The sequence below is a fragment of the Dactylosporangium sp. NPDC000555 genome, assembly GCF_040300025.1.
Taxonomy (GTDB): Bacteria; Actinomycetota; Actinomycetes; order Mycobacteriales; family Micromonosporaceae; genus Dactylosporangium.
The window spans coordinates 15,155-31,623 of the sequence record NZ_JBEPDB010000004.1; the positions used below are offsets into that span (position 1 = coordinate 15,155).

Sequence of the window (16,469 nt, forward strand, 5' to 3'; positions counted from 1 at the left end):
TCCACACGCCGCGTGACGGTCCACACTCTTCGATCCCACTCCCCTGCGTTCCACGCCCCTCACCCCCTTGACCACCACAAACGCACCCCGAACTCCCACCCACTCAGCTCAGCCAGCAGCTGTCCGATGCCGGTCAGTCCCGCCGGCCGATGGCAACCCAAACCACGCTGATCACCATCTACGAACACAAGCCCGACACCCGACACCACGCGCCGCAGACCGCTCTCCGCAACACCGTCAACAACCACACGGCACGGCCTACGACAGAGCGGCCGTCAAGGCGTCAGAGGACCGTGACCTCGTCCCCGATCGCGATCTTCCCGCGCACGTCAGGGATGAGGTTGAGGCCGAACATCAGCCCGCCCGGGAACCGTCGATGCCGGCCGAGCACCCGAAGCGGCTGCTCGCCCTTCTCACCCGTCTCGGGGTCGATGGTGGTCAGCACACACCGGCTGCAGGGCTTCGGCACCCGAAACGCGACATCGCCGATGACGACCCGCCGGCCGATCCAGTCGTCCTCCGCCCAGGCCGGGGCTCCGGAGACAACGACGTTGGGCCTGAAGCGTGTCATCGCGATCGGCTCGTCGCCGTCCTCGGCCAGCCAATCGTTCACCGCGTGCAGGGATGCCTCGTTGGCCAGCAGCAACGGATAGCCATCGGCGAAGCTCACACGGTCGTCCGGATCGCCGAACTTCGGGTCGACAGGTCGCCGCGTCGGATCGTCGAGATAGAACAACCGAGCCGGCCGAGCGATCACCTGAGACACCCACTGGTCCGCGACGTCCCCCGCAGACGTCGCGGCGATCCACTGATGAAAATGCCTGACCTCCGCCGGTGCCCCCGACGGAAAGGGCACTTGGAGCGGAACCGCCCCCTGCGCATGGAGCACGAGGCCGCGATCGTCGTAGTGCGGCCGAATCCTCCCCATCGCCGGCCAGACCCGCTGCGTGATGAGCTTGGCCTCCTCGTCGACGACGATCCAACGCCGGTCGCCCGCCAGGCCCCATGGCTCCACTTCCGCGGTTTCCGCCTCGACGCGATAGCAGCTCTTGATCGGATAGGTCGCCAAATAGCTCAGCCGCACCCTCAGAGAGTCGCATGTCATCCTCCCTTCCTGCCAACAGTCTGAATGACTCCATGCGGTTGACGCAACCCTGAAAGCAGACTTACAGTCAGGTCATGACCCCATCCCCGCGCCAGCGGATCCTCGACCTCTTCGACGGGCAACGTCTGACACCCGTCCAGCGCCGCATCGCGCGCATCCTGGTCGAGCACGCCGGTCAGGCCGGCTACCTCTCCAGCGGCGACCTGGCCACCCTCGCCGGCGTCAGCCAACCCTCGGTGACCAGGTTCGCCACGGCGCTGGGGTTCGAGGGCTATCCGGCACTGCGGGACCAGTTGCGGGTGACGATCGACGGCTACCGGCACGGTTCGTCCACAATGGACGATGCTGTCGACACCGCGCCGGTCAGCCAGTTCGAGCAGGCGCTCAGCGATGAGATCACCAACCTGCGGAGGCTCTCCGACACCCTGCGCGACGCCGAGCCCCTGAACGAAGCCGGCCGCCTGCTCATGCGGAGCCGCCCACTGCCGGTGCTCGGCATGCGGGCGGCCGGGGCGCTCGCCGGAGCCTTCGTCTATTTCGCCGCCAAGGTGCACCCGGACGTCCGGTTGCTCCACGAGCAGGGCAGCCTGTTCGCGGATCGCCTGGAACAGGCACGCGCGGCCGGCGCAGTTGCCATGCTGGCGTTTGTGCTGCCCCGATACCCCCGCGAGGCGATCGACGCGCTGCGCGAGGCGCGGGCCTGCGGGCTTCGCGTGGTCACCGTTACGGACTCGCCGGTCAGCCCCGCCGCAGCCGAGTCGGACGTGGTGCTGCCCGCTCCGGTCGGATCAGGGCTGGTGTTCGACCTGCACACCGCGCCGATGGCCGTGGTGACGATCCTGTTGCAGGCGATGTGCGACTCCGCGCCTGCCGAGACTCAGGAGCGACTCGAGGCGTTCGAGCGCTCCGCCGCCACCCGTCAGGTATTCCTGCCCTAGCCGAGGAGAATCATGGAAGCAATCCGTGCCCCTCGAGGCACCCAGTTGACGACGCGAGGCTGGCAACAGGAAGCCGCCCTGCGCATGCTCATGAACAACCTCGACCCTGACGTCGCAGAGCGGCCACAGGACCTCGTCGTCTACGGCGGCACGGGCAAGGCCGCGCGCGACTGGCCGTCGTTCCAGGCACTGGTTCGCACGCTCACGACGCTGGCGCCCGACGAGACGATGCTGGTCCAGTCCGGCCGTCCGGTCGGCGTGTTGCAGACGCACGAGTGGGCCCCACGGGTGCTGATCGCCAACTCCAATTTGGTCGGCGACTGGGCCACTTGGCCGGAGTTCCGGCGATTGGAGGCACTCGGCCTGACGATGTACGGGCAGATGACCGCCGGGTCGTGGATCTACATCGGCACGCAGGGAATCCTGCAGGGCACCTACGAGACGTTCGCGGCGGTGGCCGAGAAACGGTTCGGCGGGACGCTCGCCGGCACGCTGACCGTCACCGCCGGCTGTGGCGGCATGGGCGGCGCGCAGCCACTCGCCGTGACGATGAACGGCGGCGCATGCCTGATCATCGACGTCGACCGGGCACGGCTCGAGCGCCGGGTCGCCACTCGCTATCTCGACGTCATCGCCGATTCTCTTGAGGCCGGAGTCCGGCTCGCGGCGGAGGCCCAGATCGCCCGCCGGGCGCTGTCGGTCGGGGTCGTCGGCAACGCCGCCCTGCTGCTGCCAGAGTTGCTGCGGATGGGCGTGGCGGTCGACATCGTGACCGACCAGACCTCGGCACACGACCCGCTCTCCTACGTGCCGAGCGGCATCGCGCTCGAGGACGCGGCGGACTACGCGGCGAAGAAGCCCGAGGAATACACGGAGCGGGCCCGGCACTCGATGGCGCGCCACGTCGAGGCGATGGTCGGGTTCCTCGACCGCGGCGCCGAGGTGTTCGACTACGGCAACTCGATCCGCGGCGAGGCACAGCTCGGCGGATTCGATCGGGCGTTCGCGTTCCCGGGGTTTGTCCCGGCGTACATCCGGCCGCTCTTCTGTCAGGGCAAGGGACCGTTCCGGTGGGCGGCGCTGTCGGGTGACCCCGCCGACATCGCCGCGACCGACCAGGCCGTCCTCGACCTCTTCCCGGAGAACGAGTCCCTGCGGCGCTGGATCACCATGGCGCAGGAGCGGGTCGCGTATCAGGGCCTCCCGGCCAGGATCTGCTGGCTCGGCCAGGGCGAGCGCGACCGCGCTGGCCTGCGATTCAACGAGATGGTCGCCGACGGCACGCTGGAGGCGCCGATCGTCATCGGCCGCGACCATCTCGACACCGGATCGGTCGCCTCGCCATATCGCGAGACCGAGGCCATGCGCGACGGCTCCGACGCGATCGCCGACTGGCCGCTGCTCAACGCCCTGGTCAACACGGCGTCGGGCGCGTCCTGGGTGTCGATCCACCACGGTGGCGGCGTCGGGATCGGGCGCTCGATCCACGCCGGCCAGGTCTCGGTCGCCGACGGCACCAAGCTCGCCGCGCAGAAGCTGGCGCGGGTGCTGACCAACGATCCGGCGATGGGCGTGCTGCGACACGTCGACGCCGGATACGAGGACGCGGCCACGGTCGCCGAGGCGACCGAACTTCGGGTACCGATGCGGGAGCAGTCATGATGAGCGCGGAGCGGTTCGCGGCGCTGTGGGAGTCGCTGAGCCCGGTCGGAAGGGTCAGCGAAGACGGCGGATACGTGCGCCATTCGTGGACCGACACCGACCTGGTCTGCCGGGAGTGGTTCGTCGAAGAGGCGCTGGATCGAGACCTGGAAGTCGAGATCGACCGCAATGGCAACATATGGGCGTGGTGGGGCGAGCCCGATGGCGAGGGTGCCGTCGTCACTGGCAGCCATCTCGACTCCGTGCCGCACGGCGGGGCCTACGACGGCCCCCTGGGCGTGGTGTCCGGGCTGCTCGCCATCGACCGGCTTCGCGAGCGCGGAGTGACGCCGTCCCGGCCGATCGCGGTCGTCGTGTTCACCGAGGAGGAAGGGGCGCGATTCGGCGTGCCGTGCCTGGGGTCTCGGCTCCTCACCGGCGCCTACGATCCGGCCAAGGCACTTCGCCTGCGCGATCGGGAAGGGACGTGGCTCGCCGAAGCGATCGGCCGCGCGGGGCTCGACCCCGACCGGCTCGGCCCCGATCCGGAACGGCTGGCGCGCATCGGGGCCTTCGTCGAGCTCCACGTTGAGCAGGGGCGGGCCCTCGACCATCTCGACGCGCCGGTGGGAGTGGCGAGCGCGATCTGGCCGCACGGTCGATACCGGTTCGACTTCACCGGGGAGGGCAACCACGCCGGCACGACCCGGATGGCGGACCGGCACGACCCGATGCTCACCCTCGCCTTCACCGTGCTGGCGACCGACGAGGCGGCCCGAGTCCACGGCGCGCATGCGACGGTCGGACGGGTCGACGTCGCACCCAATGCCACCAACGCGATCGCCGCTCGCGCCTCCGCCTGGCTGGACGCCCGAGCCGCCGATGCGGGCACGCTGCAGAAGCTCGTCGAGTCGATCCATCAGCGGGCCGAGGAGCGCGCGCGGCACGACGGGACCCGCGTGTCGATGGCCGCCGAGTCGCTGACCGACGAGGTCGGGTTCAACGGTGACGTGAGCCGCCTCGCCGCGCTGGAACTGGGTGCGCCGGTGCTGCCGACCGGCGCCGGACACGACGCCGGGGTGCTGGCCCGCCACGTCGACACGGCGATGCTGTTCGTTCGCAACCCGACCGGCATCTCGCACGCGCCGCAGGAGTCGGCCTCCGACACCGACTGCGCCGTCGGGGTGGAGAAGCTCACCGACCTGCTGGAACGGCTATGTCAGTGACGCGCTACCACTGCGCACACGCCTGGCTCCCGACCGGTGTCGAGAACGACGTGCTGATCGAGATCGTCGGCGGCCGGTTCGTCGCGGTGCGCCCGTGGACGCCGGTCGACGCGCCGGAGGCCGGCGACGCGGTGCGGCTCGCGGGCATCACGCTGCCGGGGCTGGCCAATGCCCACTCGCACGCGTTCCACCGCGCGCTGCGCGGACGCACGCAACGGGGCCGCGGCACGTTCTGGACGTGGCGGGAGCAGATGTATGCGGTGGCGGGAGCACTCGACCCGGACTCTTATCACGCACTGGCGGTCGCCGTATACGCCGAGATGGCGCTCGCCGGCATCACATGCGTCGGCGAGTTCCACTACCTGCACCACGGCCCGGGCGGGGTGAGGTATGCGGATCCGAACGCGATGGGCGAGGCGCTCATCGCGGCGGCCGCGGATGCCGGGATCCGGATCACGCTGCTCGACACGCTGTACATGACGGCGGGGGTCGACGGTCGGCCGCTGGAAGGGGTACAGCTGCGCTTCGGCGACGGATCGGTCGACGCGTGGTCGAACCGGGTGGACCGGCTCCGGGGCCGCCCACACGCGCGGATCGGCGCGGCTGCGCACAGCGTCCGGGCCGTGCCGGCCGACGCCCTGGCCGAGCTCGCGGCGCGCACCGGCAGCGTGCCGACGCACGTACACCTTTCCGAACAGCGCGCGGAGAACGAGGCCTGCCTGGCCGTGCACGGCTGCACACCGACCGAGCTGCTCGCCGACCGGGGGCTGCTGGGCCCACGGATGACGGCGGTGCACGCCACCCATCTGACCGACGCCGACCGGGCGGAACTCGGCGACAGCGGCACCGGCGTGTGCTTTTGCCCGACCACCGAACGGGACCTCGCCGATGGCATCGGCCATGCCCGGGCACTCGTCGACGCGGGCAGCCCGCTGAGCCTCGGCAGCGACAGCCATGCGGTCGTCGACCTGTTCGAGGAGGCGCGCGGTGTTGAGATGCATGAACGCCTCCACACCGAGCATCGGGGACACTTCACCGCCGCCGAACTGATCGACGCCGCAACGGTGGCCGGGCACGCCGCGCTCGGCTGGCCGCACAGCGGGATCATCGCCGTCGGCGCGCGAGCAGACCTGGTCACCGTGGCGCTCGACTCGCCTCGCACGGCCGGCTGCGACCCGGCGGCGATCGGGTTCGCGGCCACCGCCGCCGACGTCCGCCACGTCGTGGTGGACGGGCGCGTCGTCGTTCACGATGGAATCCACGTCGCCGTGCCTGACGTCGGATCGGCCCTGACCCGCGCGCTGGGGGACATCTCGGCGGAGTCGACCGGCTACCACGCCGCACAGGGTGACCGGTCGGCCGCTGCCGACGCTTCCTCGACTGCGGTGAACACCAACAAGAAGACCGGCGGGACGACCGGTTCGGTCTCGGCAGACGTCGGTGGGCGGATCGGGGCAGTGCGATGAGGTCGCTGCTGGTCACCAACATCGGCGAGCTGGTCACGGCGGACCCGGCCTGGGGCGAAGGGCCGCTCGGCATTCGGCGCAATGCCGCTCTCGTCATCGACGACCGGCGGGTCGAGTGGCTCGGGCGCGCCGCGGACGCGCCGGCCGCCGACGCGCGCCTCGACGTGGACGGCGCGGCGGTGGTGCCCGGATTCGTCGACAGTCACTCGCACCTGGTGTTCGCGGGCGACCGTTCGGCGGAGTTCGCGGCGCGGATGGGTGGGCAGCCGTACACCGGGGGTGGCATCCGCACCACTGTCGGAGCGACGCGCGCCGCCGGCGACGAGCAGTTGCGGGCGAACGTCGCCCGGCTGCGCAACGAGGCGCTGCGGCAGGGCACCACGACGATGGAGATCAAGTCCGGTTACGGGCTGAGCGTGGCCGACGAGGCTCGCTCGCTGCGGGTCGCCCGGGAGTTCAGCGTCGAAACGACGTTCCTCGGGGCGCATGTGGTGCCGGCGGAGTATGCCGACCGGGCCGACGACTACGTCAGCCTGGTCTGCGGGCCGATGCTCACCGCGGCGCGAGGCGCCGGGGCACGTTGGATCGACGTGTTCTGCGAGCGGGGCGCGTTCGACGCCGACCACTCGCGGGCGATCCTGACCGTGGGCGCCGATGCGGGGCTGGGCGTACGCGTACACGCCAATCAGCTGACCGAGGGGCCCGGCGTCCAGCTTGCCGTCGAACTCAACGCCGCCTCGGCCGATCACTGCACGCACCTGTCCGCGGCGGATATCGCGGCGCTCGCCGGGTCGGCCACCGTCGCGACGCTGCTGCCCGGCGCGGAGTTCTCGACCCGGTCGCCCTATCCGCCGGCGCGCGCGCTGATCGACGCAGGGGCGACCGTTGCGCTGGCCACCGACTGCAATCCCGGCTCCTCGTACACCACGTCGATGCCGTTCTGCATCGCGCTTGCCGTGCGCGAGATGGCGATGACGCCGGCCGAGGCCGTGCTCGCCGCCACCCGTGGCGGGGCGGCCGCGCTGCGCCGCGGCGACATCGGGCATCTCACCGTCGGGGCGCGCGGCGACCTCGTGGTGCTCGATGCCCCCTCCTATGTGCACCTGGCCTACCGGCCCGGGGTGCCGTTGACAACAACCGTCGTGCTCAATGGGGAGCTGGTTTGATCACCATCACCGCCTCTGGCATCACCCCTGACGACCTCATCGCGGTCGCCCGGGCCAACGCGCGGGTGACCCTCGCGCAGGACGCGCTCGACGCAATGCGGGCGAGCCGGTCCATCGTCGACGGGATCGAGCGTGACGGGCGCCCTGTCTACGGGGTGTCGACCGGCTTCGGGGCGCTCGCCAATACGTTCATCGCACCGCAGCGGCGGGCGGAACTCCAACACGCGTTGATCCGGTCGCATGCGGCGGGCATTGGGGCGCCCATGCCGCGCGAGGTCGTCCGGGCGATGATGCTGCTGCGCATCCGCTCGCTCGCGATGGGCCGCTCCGGGGTCCGGCCCGAGGTCGCGCAGGCGCTCGTCGAACTGCTGAACTCGGACATCACCCCCTGGGTGCCCGAGCACGGCTCGCTCGGCGCGTCGGGCGACCTGGCGCCGCTCGCGCACTGCGCGCTGGTGCTCATCGGCGAGGGCTGGGTCCTGACGAAGGACGGCACCCGGATCAGCGCGCTCGACGCCGGCGTGTCGCCGATCAAACTGTCGTCGAAGGAGGGGCTGGCGCTCATCAACGGCACCGACGGCATGCTCGGCATGCTGATCATGGCCATCGAGGACGCCGCGCACCTGTTCACGATGGCGGACGTGACCGCCGCGCTGTCGATCGAGGCGATGCTCGGCTCCGACCGGCCGTTCATGCCGGAACTGCACTCGATCCGGCCTCATCCCGGCCAGGCTGCCTCGGCGGCGAACATCCACCGGCTGCTGCAGGGTTCGCCGATCATGGACTCGCATCGGGACGACCTGGTGCATGCGGTGCAGGACGCGTACTCGATGCGATGCGCGCCACAGGTCGCCGGGGCCGCGCGGGACACGCTGGAGTTCGCGGCGACGGTCGCCGGCCGAGAGCTGCGCTCGATCGTCGACAACCCGGTCGTGCTGCCGGACGGACGAGTCGAGTCGACCGGGAACTTCCACGGCGCGCCGCTCGGGTTCGCTGCGGACTACCTCGCGATCGCGGCGGCCGAGGTGGGCGCCATCGCGGAGCGGCGGGTCGACCGGCTCCTCGACGTGACCCGCTCTCGTGATCTTCCGCCGTTCCTGACGCCGGACGCGGGCGTGAACTCGGGGCTGATGATCGCGCAGTACACGGCTGCGGGCATCGTCGCCGAGAACCGTCGCCTGGCGGCGCCGGCCAGCGTCGACTCGCTGCCGACGTCCGGCATGCAGGAGGACCACGTCTCGATGGGGTGGGCCGCGACGCGGAAGCTGCGCACGGTCCTGGACAACGTCTGCAGCATCCTGGCCGTCGAACTGATCTCGGCGGTCCGCGGCATCCAGCTCCGGGCGCCCCTGCAGCCGTCGCCCGCCGGCCGGCTCACGGTGGCGACGGTGGAGCGCGTCGCGGGAGGACCGGGCCCGGACGTGTTCCTCGCCCCGGTGATGGAGGCGGCCCGCGCCCTGGTGTGGTCGCGCGACCTGAGGAAGGAGATCGAACGGGCGACCGGCCCGCTGGCTTGACGCACGCCGCCGAGCAGCGCGGAGGCCGCCGCACCCAGAGGCCCGCCCTCGGACACAGCGCGGGCACAAACAGCGCGGGCACAAACAGCGCGAAGCGCGGGCCGAGAAGGCGTAGACAGACAGCGCGACACCGCACGGGCCACGGGCCAGGCACAGCGACGCGGCGCAAGCCCGCACGACGCGACCAGAGCCCGCGCGGGTCTGCGCGACGCCGACGATGGCGCCGTGGCGCGGGACTGGGCGACAGAGCCGCAATGGGCCGCGACGCGGGCTTGAGCAGCGATGTCACGCCGCGGTCGCGGCCCAGAGGAGCGTGGGGCCGGTGAGTGGGGCTACAGACGGCCGGCCAGGGTGCGGAAGGCCTTGCCGCGGTGGCTGATGGCGTCCTTCTCGTCCGGTGGCAGCTCGGCCGTCGTGAGGGTGTAGCCGTCGGCTACGAAGATCGGGTCGTAGCCGAAGCCGCCGTCACCGCGAGGGGCGCGGATCAGGTGGCCTCGCATCTCGCCGCGGAGTACTTCCTCGCGGCCGTCGGGGTAGACCAGAGCGGCGGCGCAGACGAAGGCAGCGCCCAAGTGCTCGTCCGGGACGTCGGCCAGCTGGGCCAGGACCAGGCGGAGGTTCGCGCCGTCGCGGTCGGGGGCGCCGCTGGGCAGGCCCGACCAGCGGGCGGAGAAGACGCCAGGCATGCCGTTGAGGGCGTCCACGGCCAGGCCGGAGTCGTCGCCGACGCTCGGCAGGCCGGTGTACTGGACGGCCTCGCGAGCCTTGAGCAGGGCGTTCTCTTCGAACGTCAAGCCCGTCTCGGGGGCCTCGGGATAGGGGTCGACGTCGTCGAGGCCCAGGAGCTCGATGTGGGAGGCAGAGGCCTCCAGGACGCGGCGGAGCTCGACGAGCTTCTTCTTGTTGCGGGTGGCCAGGAGCAGCTTCATCCGGCGATCGCCTTCTGCTGGAGCGTGGCGAGCTCGGCGCAGCCCAGGGCGCCGAGGTCCACTAGGGTGTCGAGTTCGGCGCGGGTGAAGACGCTCTGCTCGCCGGTGCCCTGCACCTCGACGAAGTCGCCGGCGCCGGTGCAGACGACGTTCATGTCGACGTCGGCGACGACGTCCTCCTCGTAGCAGAGGTCCAGGCGCGGATCGCCGCCGATGACGCCGACGCTCACGGCCGAGACGGAGCGGTGCAGGACCTCGGCGGGCTTGCCGGCGAGCTTGCGGTGGGCGGCGAGCCAGGCCACGGCGTCGTGGAGGGCCACGTAGGCGCCGGTGATCGCCGCGGTGCGGGTGCCGCCGTCGGCCTGCAGGACGTCGCAGTCCAGGACGATGGAGTTCTCGCCGAGGGCCTTGAGGTCGATGCAGGCGCGCAGGCTACGGCCGATGAGGCGGGAGATCTCGTGCGTGCGGCCGCCGATCTTGCCCTTGACGCTCTCCCGGTCGCTGCGGGTGGTGGTGGCACGGGGCAGCATCGCGTATTCGGCGGTGAGCCAGCCCAGGCCGGAGCCCTTGCGCCAGCGGGGCACGCCCTCCGTGACGCTGGCGGTGCAGAGCACGCGCGTGGCGCCGAACTCGATGAGCACTGACCCCTCCGGGTGCATGCTCCACTGGCGGGTGATCGATACAGGACGAAGTTGGTCCGCTGCGCGTCCGTCGGGTCGAGCCATACCGACCACCCTAGTCAAGCCGTGATCACGCGACCTTGCCCGGTACCTCGTCACTGCGCACGGAGGCACCGAGCTCGAGGTCGAGCAGATCCAGGTCGGGTGAGCCGTGCCGCCACTCGGACCAGGCGAGGCGGAGCAGGCCGGGCAGGAGGTCCGTCGAGCGGCGGATCACCCACTGGGTGCCCGCGGTGGCCATCCACCATGCCTGCCCCCGCACGGTCGGGGGCGGGCTGCTCGGCTCGAGCGAGGGGCGGGCCGCGGTCAGCCCGGCGGCGACCGGCCCGTCGAGGAAGCCGCGGGCGGCGAGCAGGTCGAAGTACGAGCATGCGAGAAACCGGTGGCCGCGCTCGCTCGGGTGGAGGCGGTCGACGCTCCACATCCGGCGGTCGTACGAGTCCGGGTTGCCCGCCGCGTCGAAGTGCACGGTGTCGTAGCGGGCGGCGATGAGGTCTGCGGCCTGGTTGATCTCGGCCATTCGCCGGGCGAGGGGCCGGGCGAGCGGGCCGGGCAGACCGAACATGCGGCCGGGGTCGGGCAGCCGGATGGTGAGCACCTCGGAGCCGGCCCGGCGGAGGGCGGCGACGGTGCGCTCGAGGTTCTCGGCGAAGCGCACCGGGGAGAACGGGTCCCGCAGCGTGTCGTTGGTGCCGATGAGCACGGCGGCCAAGTCGGGGGCCACCGCCAGCGCGCGGGGCAGCTGGTCGCGCTCGACGTCGGCGGCTCGGGCGCCGCTGGTGGCGAAGTTGTGCAGACGGACGCCGATCGCCTCGGCGAAGATCGGCGCCCAGCCCCGCCACGAGCCGTCTGTCATCCGGTCGCCGAAGCCGGCGGTGGTGGAGTCGCCGAGCGCGGCGAAGGTGGTCATGACGCCGCCACCCCCGACGAGGGAACCGCCACCCCGGAGACAAAGGGGTGTGGAGCCGAGGCGAGGACGGCTGGCGTGACGGGCGTGGTGAAGGCGCTGTTCATGGCACAGCCACCGTCGAGGACGGATGATGCACCGCGAGGAACCCGGCGACCGCGGCCGGCCACGAGAACTGTTCCGCGCGGGCCCGGGCGTCGGCTCGACGTTTTGCGACCGGTCGGGCGAGCACTTGCAGTACACCTCCCGCAAAATCGTTGGTGACGGCGACACCGGCGGCGCCGATCACCTCGGGTAGCGCGGACGCCGCGTCCACGACGACGGGCGTTCCGCAGGCGAGCGCCTCCAGCGCGGCCAGCCCGAAGGTCTCGATCGGGCCGGGCGCGACGACCACGTCCGCGGTGGCGAGCAGCGACGCGACGGCGGTGCGCTCGGTCACGAACTCCATGAAGTGCACCGCGTGGTCGCGGGCCTGCTCCCGCAGCCGGGCGCGCAGCGGGCCGTCACCGGCGACCACGAGCACCGCGTCGACGCCCCGCTTGCGCAGGGCGACGAGGGCGTCGACCGAGCGCTCGGGGCGCTTCTCCGACGAGAGCCGGCCGCAGTGGACGAGCAGCACCTGGCCGGGCTCGGCGTAGCGGGCGCGCAGGGACTCGTCGTATCGGGACGGGTTGAACAGTTCGAGGTCGACGCCGAGCGGCACCTGGGACAGGTTGCCGGCGCCGATGCGGCGGAACTCGGCGGCCGCCCAGCCGGTCGTGCACACGATGCGGTCGTACGAGCGGAAGCTGCGGGCGTTGAGCAGGTCCGCGCAGGGGTTGCCGAGCGGGCCTGCGAACGTGAGCAGGCCGGCCAGGCTCTCGTGCGAGACCATGACCGCCGGGATGCCGCGCTCGCGGGCCCAGCGGCCGGTCCAGCGCAGGGTGAACCGGTCGGAGACCTCGAGCCGGTCGGGCTCGAGGTCTCCGAGCAGCCTGATCAGGCGGCGGCGGTTGAGCAGGACGCGGTACCCGCCGGTGCCGGGCACGACGGGGCCGGGGATCGTGATGACGCGGCCCTGGGCGGTCATCTCGTCGGAGCGGGCGGCTCCTGGAACGATGAGGACCGGCTCGTGGCCTGCGGCCAGGTATCCCTCGCCGAGGGCGTGCAGCGCCGTGCGCAGCCCCCCGGAGCGCGGCATGACGAAATTCGCCAGCCGCACAATCCGAGAGGTCATGCCGCGCCCCATCGATGGGCGCCGCCCAGTCCTGCTGGATGCGGCTGCGCGCAGATCGGCCCAGAGCAACCTCCGCTGCACTCTGGACCGCTCACGCCGCAGCCTCCGCTGCGCTCCGGACCGCTCACGCCGGAACCGGGACGGACCGGGCGGCCAGGCCGCCGGAGTGCACGTCGACGTAGTGCCGGATCAGCTCGTCGCCGACCGCGGACCAGGTGCGCGTGGCGACCGCGACCCGGGCGGCGACGCCCATCGCCTGGCGCCGCTCCGGGTCGCCGACCAGGGAGGCGACGGCGGAGACGAGGGCGGTCGCGTCGCAGGGCGGGACCAGCAGGCCGGTCCGGCCGTCGTCGACCAGGTCGAGCGGGCCGCCCTGGGCCGGCGCGACCACGGGTACGCCGCTGGCCAGAGCCTCCTGGATGGTCTGGCCGAAGGTCTCGAACGGGCCGGTGTGCACGAACAGGTCAAGGCTCGCGAAGACCCGGGCCAGCTGCGTGCCGCGCCGCTCGCCGAGGAACACCGCATCCGGCATGGCCCGCTCGAGGTTCGCCCGGGCGGGACCGTCGCCGACCACGACGACGCGGACTCCCGGGATGCGGCTGACCGGGGCGAGCAGGTCGACCCGCTTCTCGACCGCGAGGCGGCCGACGTATCCGACGACCACCTGCCCCTCGTCCGCCACCGCGCGGCGCAGCGAGGCCGAACGATGCCTCGGGTCGAAGCGGGCGGCGTCGACGCCGCGGCGCCAGAGCCACACGCGCTCGATGCCGTGTCCGTGCAGCGCGGTCGCCGCGGCGGTGGAGGGGGCCAGGGTCCGGTCGGCGGCATTGTGGATGTGCCGCAGCCAGCGCCAGGCGGCCTGCTCGCCGAGGTTGGACTTGTAGTAGAGACGGGCGTAGGCAGGAACGTCCGTCTGGTAGACCGCCACCGTGGGCAGGCCGAGCGACGCGGACACCGTCATGCCGCGCGCGCCGAGCACGAACGGGCTCGCGAGGTGGACCAGGTCGGTGCGGTGGGCCTTCAGGGCGGCGGCCAGGCGTCGGCTGGGCAGCCCGAGCCGGAAGCTCCCATAGCCCGGCGTGGCCACGGAGGGCACGCGGACGATCGGATACGGGAACGAACCGGTGACCGAGCGCGCCGCGGACGATGGCTGTGGGGCGATCACGAGCGGCTCGTGGCCGCGTGCGACGAGGTGTTCGGCGACCCGGACGACGGAGTGGGCAACACCGTTCACATCGGGCGGGAACGATTCGGTGACGATCGCGATCCGCATGCCATGACCATGAGGGGGGCGTCCATGCATGCGGCCACGATATGTTGGCCAAACGGCAAACGGGTGCCTAAATGTCGTATCGGGCACCTGGTCGGACGATGTCGATGGGTCCGGAGAAGGCGTTCGATGCGGCCTGCAGCGTGAGTGCCTCGCTACCCCACGCCGGCACCAGGTGGGTGAGCAGCAGCCGGCCCACGCCGGCCTTGGTGGCGTGCTCGGCCGCCTCCCGGCCGGTGAGGTGCAGGTCGGGCGGATTTTCGACGCCGTCGAGGTAACTCGCCTCACAGAGGAACGCGTCCGCGCCCTGCGCCAGGCGGATGAGTTGCTCGCAGGGGGCCGTGTCGGCCGAGTAGGTGAGCACCCGGCCCTGGTGCTCGACGCGCACGCCGTACGTCTCGACCGGATGGTTGACCCGGTCCACGGTGACCTGCAGGGGGCCGATCGGGAAGCTGCCGGGCTGCAACGCGTAAAAGGTGTACACGTCGCTGATGGACATCGGCTCGTTCTCGGCGCCGTAGGCGGCCGCGATCCGCTCGGGGGCGGCGATCGGCGCGTACACGGGCAGGGGCGGGAACGGTCCGTCCGGCGCGTAGCGCCGGGCGACGATGTACGAGCAGGCGTCGAGCATGTGGTCGCAGTGCAGGTGCGACAGCAGGATGGCGTCCACCTCGTACAGCCCGTGGTAGCGCTGCAGCGTCGACATCGAGCCGGGGCCGAAGTCGATCAACAGGCGGAAGCCGTCCGCCTCGATGAGGTAGGCGGAGCAGGGCGCCTCCGGGCCCGGGAAGCTGCCTGCGCAGCCGAGAACCGTGAGCCTCATGATGCTGCCCTCAACCCGCCGTCTCCCGTCTTCGAACGAATCTGTGGATCGCACCGGTCAGGGTGAGGATAGATCCAATCCGTGGACCGGCCGTTTGTAGGGCATGACTTGGCCCGTCACGCTGCGCAGCCTACGCCGGACTGGCAGCCCAGGTTGAATGATCGGACGCCAGATGTCGCCAACGTGACACGACTGCGTCACGCATAACTACCTCGCTCGTTGCATCCAGTGAGCCAGCACCGGGTAAGAGGAGGCCACCTTGTCGGTCGACGTGTCTCGCGTGAAGCAGCTGCGCCGGCAACTGCCGCACGCGTTCCGCCTGCCCACGGCGACCGACCCGCGCCCGGCCAACCGGCAGATCGCCGCCGTGTGCGGCTGGGCGGCCGCGCTGGGCCTCGGTGGCATGGCGGTGGCGCTGCGGGCATTCGTGGGGCTCATCGGGCATTACCGCGGCTGGTACGCCCCCACCGTCATCACCGTGGGCCTGCTGGGCCTGGCGTGCACGATCGCGGCGTTCGCGAGCGTGCACCACCGGCGGCTGCCGTTCGCCCTGCTGGGCGTCGCCTCGGCGACCCTGCTGACCGGCTGGGTCGTCACGGGCCTGTAGGGCGCGATCGGGCCTGATGGACCTCAGGCCCAGAGCTGACCTTCCAGGGCGCTCTCAGCCTCGGCCAGGGTGCCGCCGTAGGCGCCGGTCGACAGATACTTCCACCCGCCGTCGGCGACCAGGAACACGACGTCGGCCCGCTTGCCGGCCTTGAGCGCCTGGTGGGCGACGGCCAGCGCGGCGTGCAGCACCGCGCCGGTGGAGAAGCCGACGAACATGCCCTCGACCTCGACCAGCTGCCGGGTGCGCAACACCGAGTCTCGCGTGCCGACCGAGAAGCGCCGGGTGAGCACCGTCGCGTCGTACAGCTCCGGCACGTATCCCTCGTCGAGGTTGCGCAGGCCGTAGACGAGCTCGCCGTAGCGCGGCTCGGCGGCGACGATCTCGACGTCCTCGACCTTCTCGCGCAGGTATCGCCCGACGCCCATGAGCGTGCCGGTGGTGCCCAGACCGGCCACGAAGTGGGTGATCGTGGGCAGGTCGCGCAGGATCTCCGGCCCGGTCGACTCGTAGTGGGCGCGCGCGTTGGCCTCGTTACCGTACTGGAACAGCATGACCCAGTCCGGGTGCTCGGCCGCGATCTCCTTCGCCACGGCGACGGCGCGGTTGGAGCCGCCCGCCGCCGGCGAGAAGATGATCTCCGCGCCATACATGCGCAGGATCGAGGTCCGCTCGGCGGACACGTTCTCCGGCATGACACAGACCAGCCGATACCCACGCAGCTTCGCCACCATCGCCAGCGCGATGCCGGTGTTGCCGCTGGTGGGCTCGATGATCGTGTCGCCGGGGCGGAGGCGGCCGGACTCCTCGGCCGCCTTCACCATCCACAGCGCCACGCGATCCTTGACGCTCCCCGTCGGGTTGCGGTCCTCGAGCTTGGCCCACAGCCGAACGTCGGCGCTCGGCGAGAGCCGGGGCAGGCCGACGAGCGGCGTGTTTCCGCACGCGTCGAGAAGGGACTCGTAGCGCGCCACGCGA

15 protein-coding genes are annotated in these 16,469 nt (G+C 71.5%); 7 read left to right on the plus strand and 8 right to left on the minus strand.

Features of this window, described 5'->3' with window-relative positions; genetic code table 11:
- Nucleotides 1–283 precede the first annotated feature (283 nt).
- The gene (locus ABT297_RS04620; protein WP_350544709.1) at nucleotides 284–1,084 is read right to left on the minus strand and encodes an MOSC domain-containing protein; all 801 of its coding nucleotides are present in this window, start codon (nucleotides 1,082–1,084) and stop codon (nucleotides 284–286) included.
- A gap of 95 nt (nucleotides 1,085–1,179) precedes the next feature.
- Between ABT297_RS04620 and ABT297_RS04625 the strand changes: the two genes are divergently transcribed.
- Genes ABT297_RS04625 through hutH form a run of 6 tightly spaced genes read left to right on the plus strand, consistent with a single transcriptional unit; the run spans nucleotide 1,180 to nucleotide 9,059 of the window.
- Nucleotides 1,180–2,043: a MurR/RpiR family transcriptional regulator gene (locus ABT297_RS04625; RefSeq protein WP_350544714.1), complete on the plus strand. Its 864-nt coding sequence runs from the start codon at nucleotides 1,180–1,182 to the stop codon at nucleotides 2,041–2,043.
- 9 nt (nucleotides 2,044–2,052) lie between these two features.
- Nucleotides 2,053–3,705 carry a urocanate hydratase gene (hutU, locus tag ABT297_RS04630; RefSeq protein WP_350544973.1) on the plus strand — a complete coding sequence of 551 codons (1,653 nt, stop codon included), beginning with the start codon at nucleotides 2,053–2,055 and terminating at the stop codon, nucleotides 3,703–3,705.
- Nucleotides 3,705–4,910: an allantoate amidohydrolase gene (locus ABT297_RS04635; protein WP_350544975.1), complete on the plus strand. Its 1,206-nt coding sequence runs from the start codon at nucleotides 3,705–3,707 to the stop codon at nucleotides 4,908–4,910. Before hutU ends, ABT297_RS04635 begins: the two co-directional genes overlap by 1 nt.
- Nucleotides 4,907–6,376: a formimidoylglutamate deiminase gene (locus ABT297_RS04640; RefSeq protein ID WP_350544977.1), complete on the plus strand. Its 1,470-nt coding sequence runs from the start codon at nucleotides 4,907–4,909 to the stop codon at nucleotides 6,374–6,376. The genes ABT297_RS04635 and ABT297_RS04640 overlap by 4 nt, the downstream gene beginning before the upstream one ends.
- Entirely contained in the window at nucleotides 6,373–7,542 is a 1,170-nt protein-coding gene (gene hutI / locus ABT297_RS04645) for an imidazolonepropionase (RefSeq protein ID WP_350544716.1), read from the plus strand. The genes ABT297_RS04640 and hutI overlap by 4 nt, the downstream gene beginning before the upstream one ends.
- A complete protein-coding gene (gene hutH / locus ABT297_RS04650; RefSeq protein ID WP_350544718.1) occupies nucleotides 7,539–9,059 on the plus strand; it encodes a histidine ammonia-lyase in 1,521 nt (506 codons plus the stop codon). The genes hutI and hutH overlap by 4 nt, the downstream gene beginning before the upstream one ends.
- 332 nt (nucleotides 9,060–9,391) lie before the next feature.
- On the opposite strand, the gene rdgB is transcribed toward hutH, so the two are convergent.
- The 6 genes from rdgB to ABT297_RS04680 all read right to left on the minus strand — a co-directional run bounded on the left by rdgB (nucleotide 9,392) and on the right by ABT297_RS04680 (nucleotide 14,884).
- Nucleotides 9,392–9,988, minus strand: a complete 597-nt coding sequence (gene rdgB, locus ABT297_RS04655; protein WP_350544720.1) for an RdgB/HAM1 family non-canonical purine NTP pyrophosphatase — start codon at nucleotides 9,986–9,988, stop codon at nucleotides 9,392–9,394.
- Complete coding sequence (gene rph / locus ABT297_RS04660; protein ID WP_350544722.1) at nucleotides 9,985–10,713, minus strand: ribonuclease PH; 729 nt, start codon at nucleotides 10,711–10,713, stop codon at nucleotides 9,985–9,987. The genes rdgB and rph overlap by 4 nt, the downstream gene beginning before the upstream one ends.
- 25 nt (nucleotides 10,714–10,738) lie before the next feature.
- Nucleotides 10,739–11,578 carry an SGNH/GDSL hydrolase family protein gene (locus ABT297_RS04665; RefSeq protein ID WP_350544724.1) on the minus strand — a complete coding sequence of 280 codons (840 nt, stop codon included), beginning with the start codon at nucleotides 11,576–11,578 and terminating at the stop codon, nucleotides 10,739–10,741.
- A 100-nt stretch (nucleotides 11,579–11,678) separates the two neighbouring features.
- The gene (locus tag ABT297_RS04670) at nucleotides 11,679–12,791 is read right to left on the minus strand and encodes a glycosyltransferase (RefSeq protein ID WP_350544726.1); all 1,113 of its coding nucleotides are present in this window, start codon (nucleotides 12,789–12,791) and stop codon (nucleotides 11,679–11,681) included.
- A 124-nt stretch (nucleotides 12,792–12,915) separates the two neighbouring features.
- A complete protein-coding gene (locus tag ABT297_RS04675) occupies nucleotides 12,916–14,064 on the minus strand; it encodes a glycosyltransferase family 4 protein (protein WP_350544728.1) in 1,149 nt (382 codons plus the stop codon).
- Between the two features lie 67 nt (nucleotides 14,065–14,131).
- Nucleotides 14,132–14,884 carry an MBL fold metallo-hydrolase gene (locus ABT297_RS04680; protein WP_350544730.1) on the minus strand — a complete coding sequence of 251 codons (753 nt, stop codon included), beginning with the start codon at nucleotides 14,882–14,884 and terminating at the stop codon, nucleotides 14,132–14,134.
- Nucleotides 14,885–15,143: 259 nt separating this feature from the next.
- On the opposite strand from ABT297_RS04680, the gene ABT297_RS04685 reads away from it, so the two are divergent.
- Entirely contained in the window at nucleotides 15,144–15,491 is a 348-nt protein-coding gene (locus ABT297_RS04685; protein ID WP_350544732.1) for a hypothetical protein, read from the plus strand.
- A gap of 23 nt (nucleotides 15,492–15,514) precedes the next feature.
- Here ABT297_RS04685 and ABT297_RS04690 read toward each other — a convergent pair whose 3' ends face one another.
- On the minus strand, nucleotides 15,515–16,465 hold the full coding sequence (locus ABT297_RS04690) for a PLP-dependent cysteine synthase family protein (protein ID WP_350544734.1): 951 nt from the start codon (nucleotides 16,463–16,465) through the stop codon (nucleotides 15,515–15,517).
- Nucleotides 16,466–16,469 lie beyond the last annotated feature (4 nt).

Excerpts from the sequence above, each read along its gene's own strand:
- ABT297_RS04625 (WP_350544714.1), top strand. The coding sequence starts at position 1,180 with ATGACCCCATCCCCGCGCCAGCGGATCCTCGACCTCTTCGACGGGCAA.
- ABT297_RS04635 (WP_350544975.1), top strand. The coding sequence starts at position 3,705 with ATGAGCGCGGAGCGGTTCGCGGCGCTGTGGGAGTCGCTGAGCCCGGTC.
- hutI (WP_350544716.1), top strand. The coding sequence starts at position 6,373 with ATGAGGTCGCTGCTGGTCACCAACATCGGCGAGCTGGTCACGGCGGAC.
- rdgB (WP_350544720.1), bottom strand. The coding sequence starts at position 9,988 with ATGAAGCTGCTCCTGGCCACCCGCAACAAGAAGAAGCTCGTCGAGCTC.
- rph (WP_350544722.1), bottom strand. The coding sequence starts at position 10,713 with ATGGCTCGACCCGACGGACGCGCAGCGGACCAACTTCGTCCTGTATCG.
- ABT297_RS04665 (WP_350544724.1), bottom strand. The coding sequence starts at position 11,578 with ATGACCACCTTCGCCGCGCTCGGCGACTCCACCACCGCCGGCTTCGGC.
- ABT297_RS04670 (WP_350544726.1), bottom strand. The coding sequence starts at position 12,791 with ATGACCTCTCGGATTGTGCGGCTGGCGAATTTCGTCATGCCGCGCTCC.
- ABT297_RS04675 (WP_350544728.1), bottom strand. The coding sequence starts at position 14,064 with ATGCGGATCGCGATCGTCACCGAATCGTTCCCGCCCGATGTGAACGGT.
- ABT297_RS04680 (WP_350544730.1), bottom strand. The coding sequence starts at position 14,884 with ATGAGGCTCACGGTTCTCGGCTGCGCAGGCAGCTTCCCGGGCCCGGAG.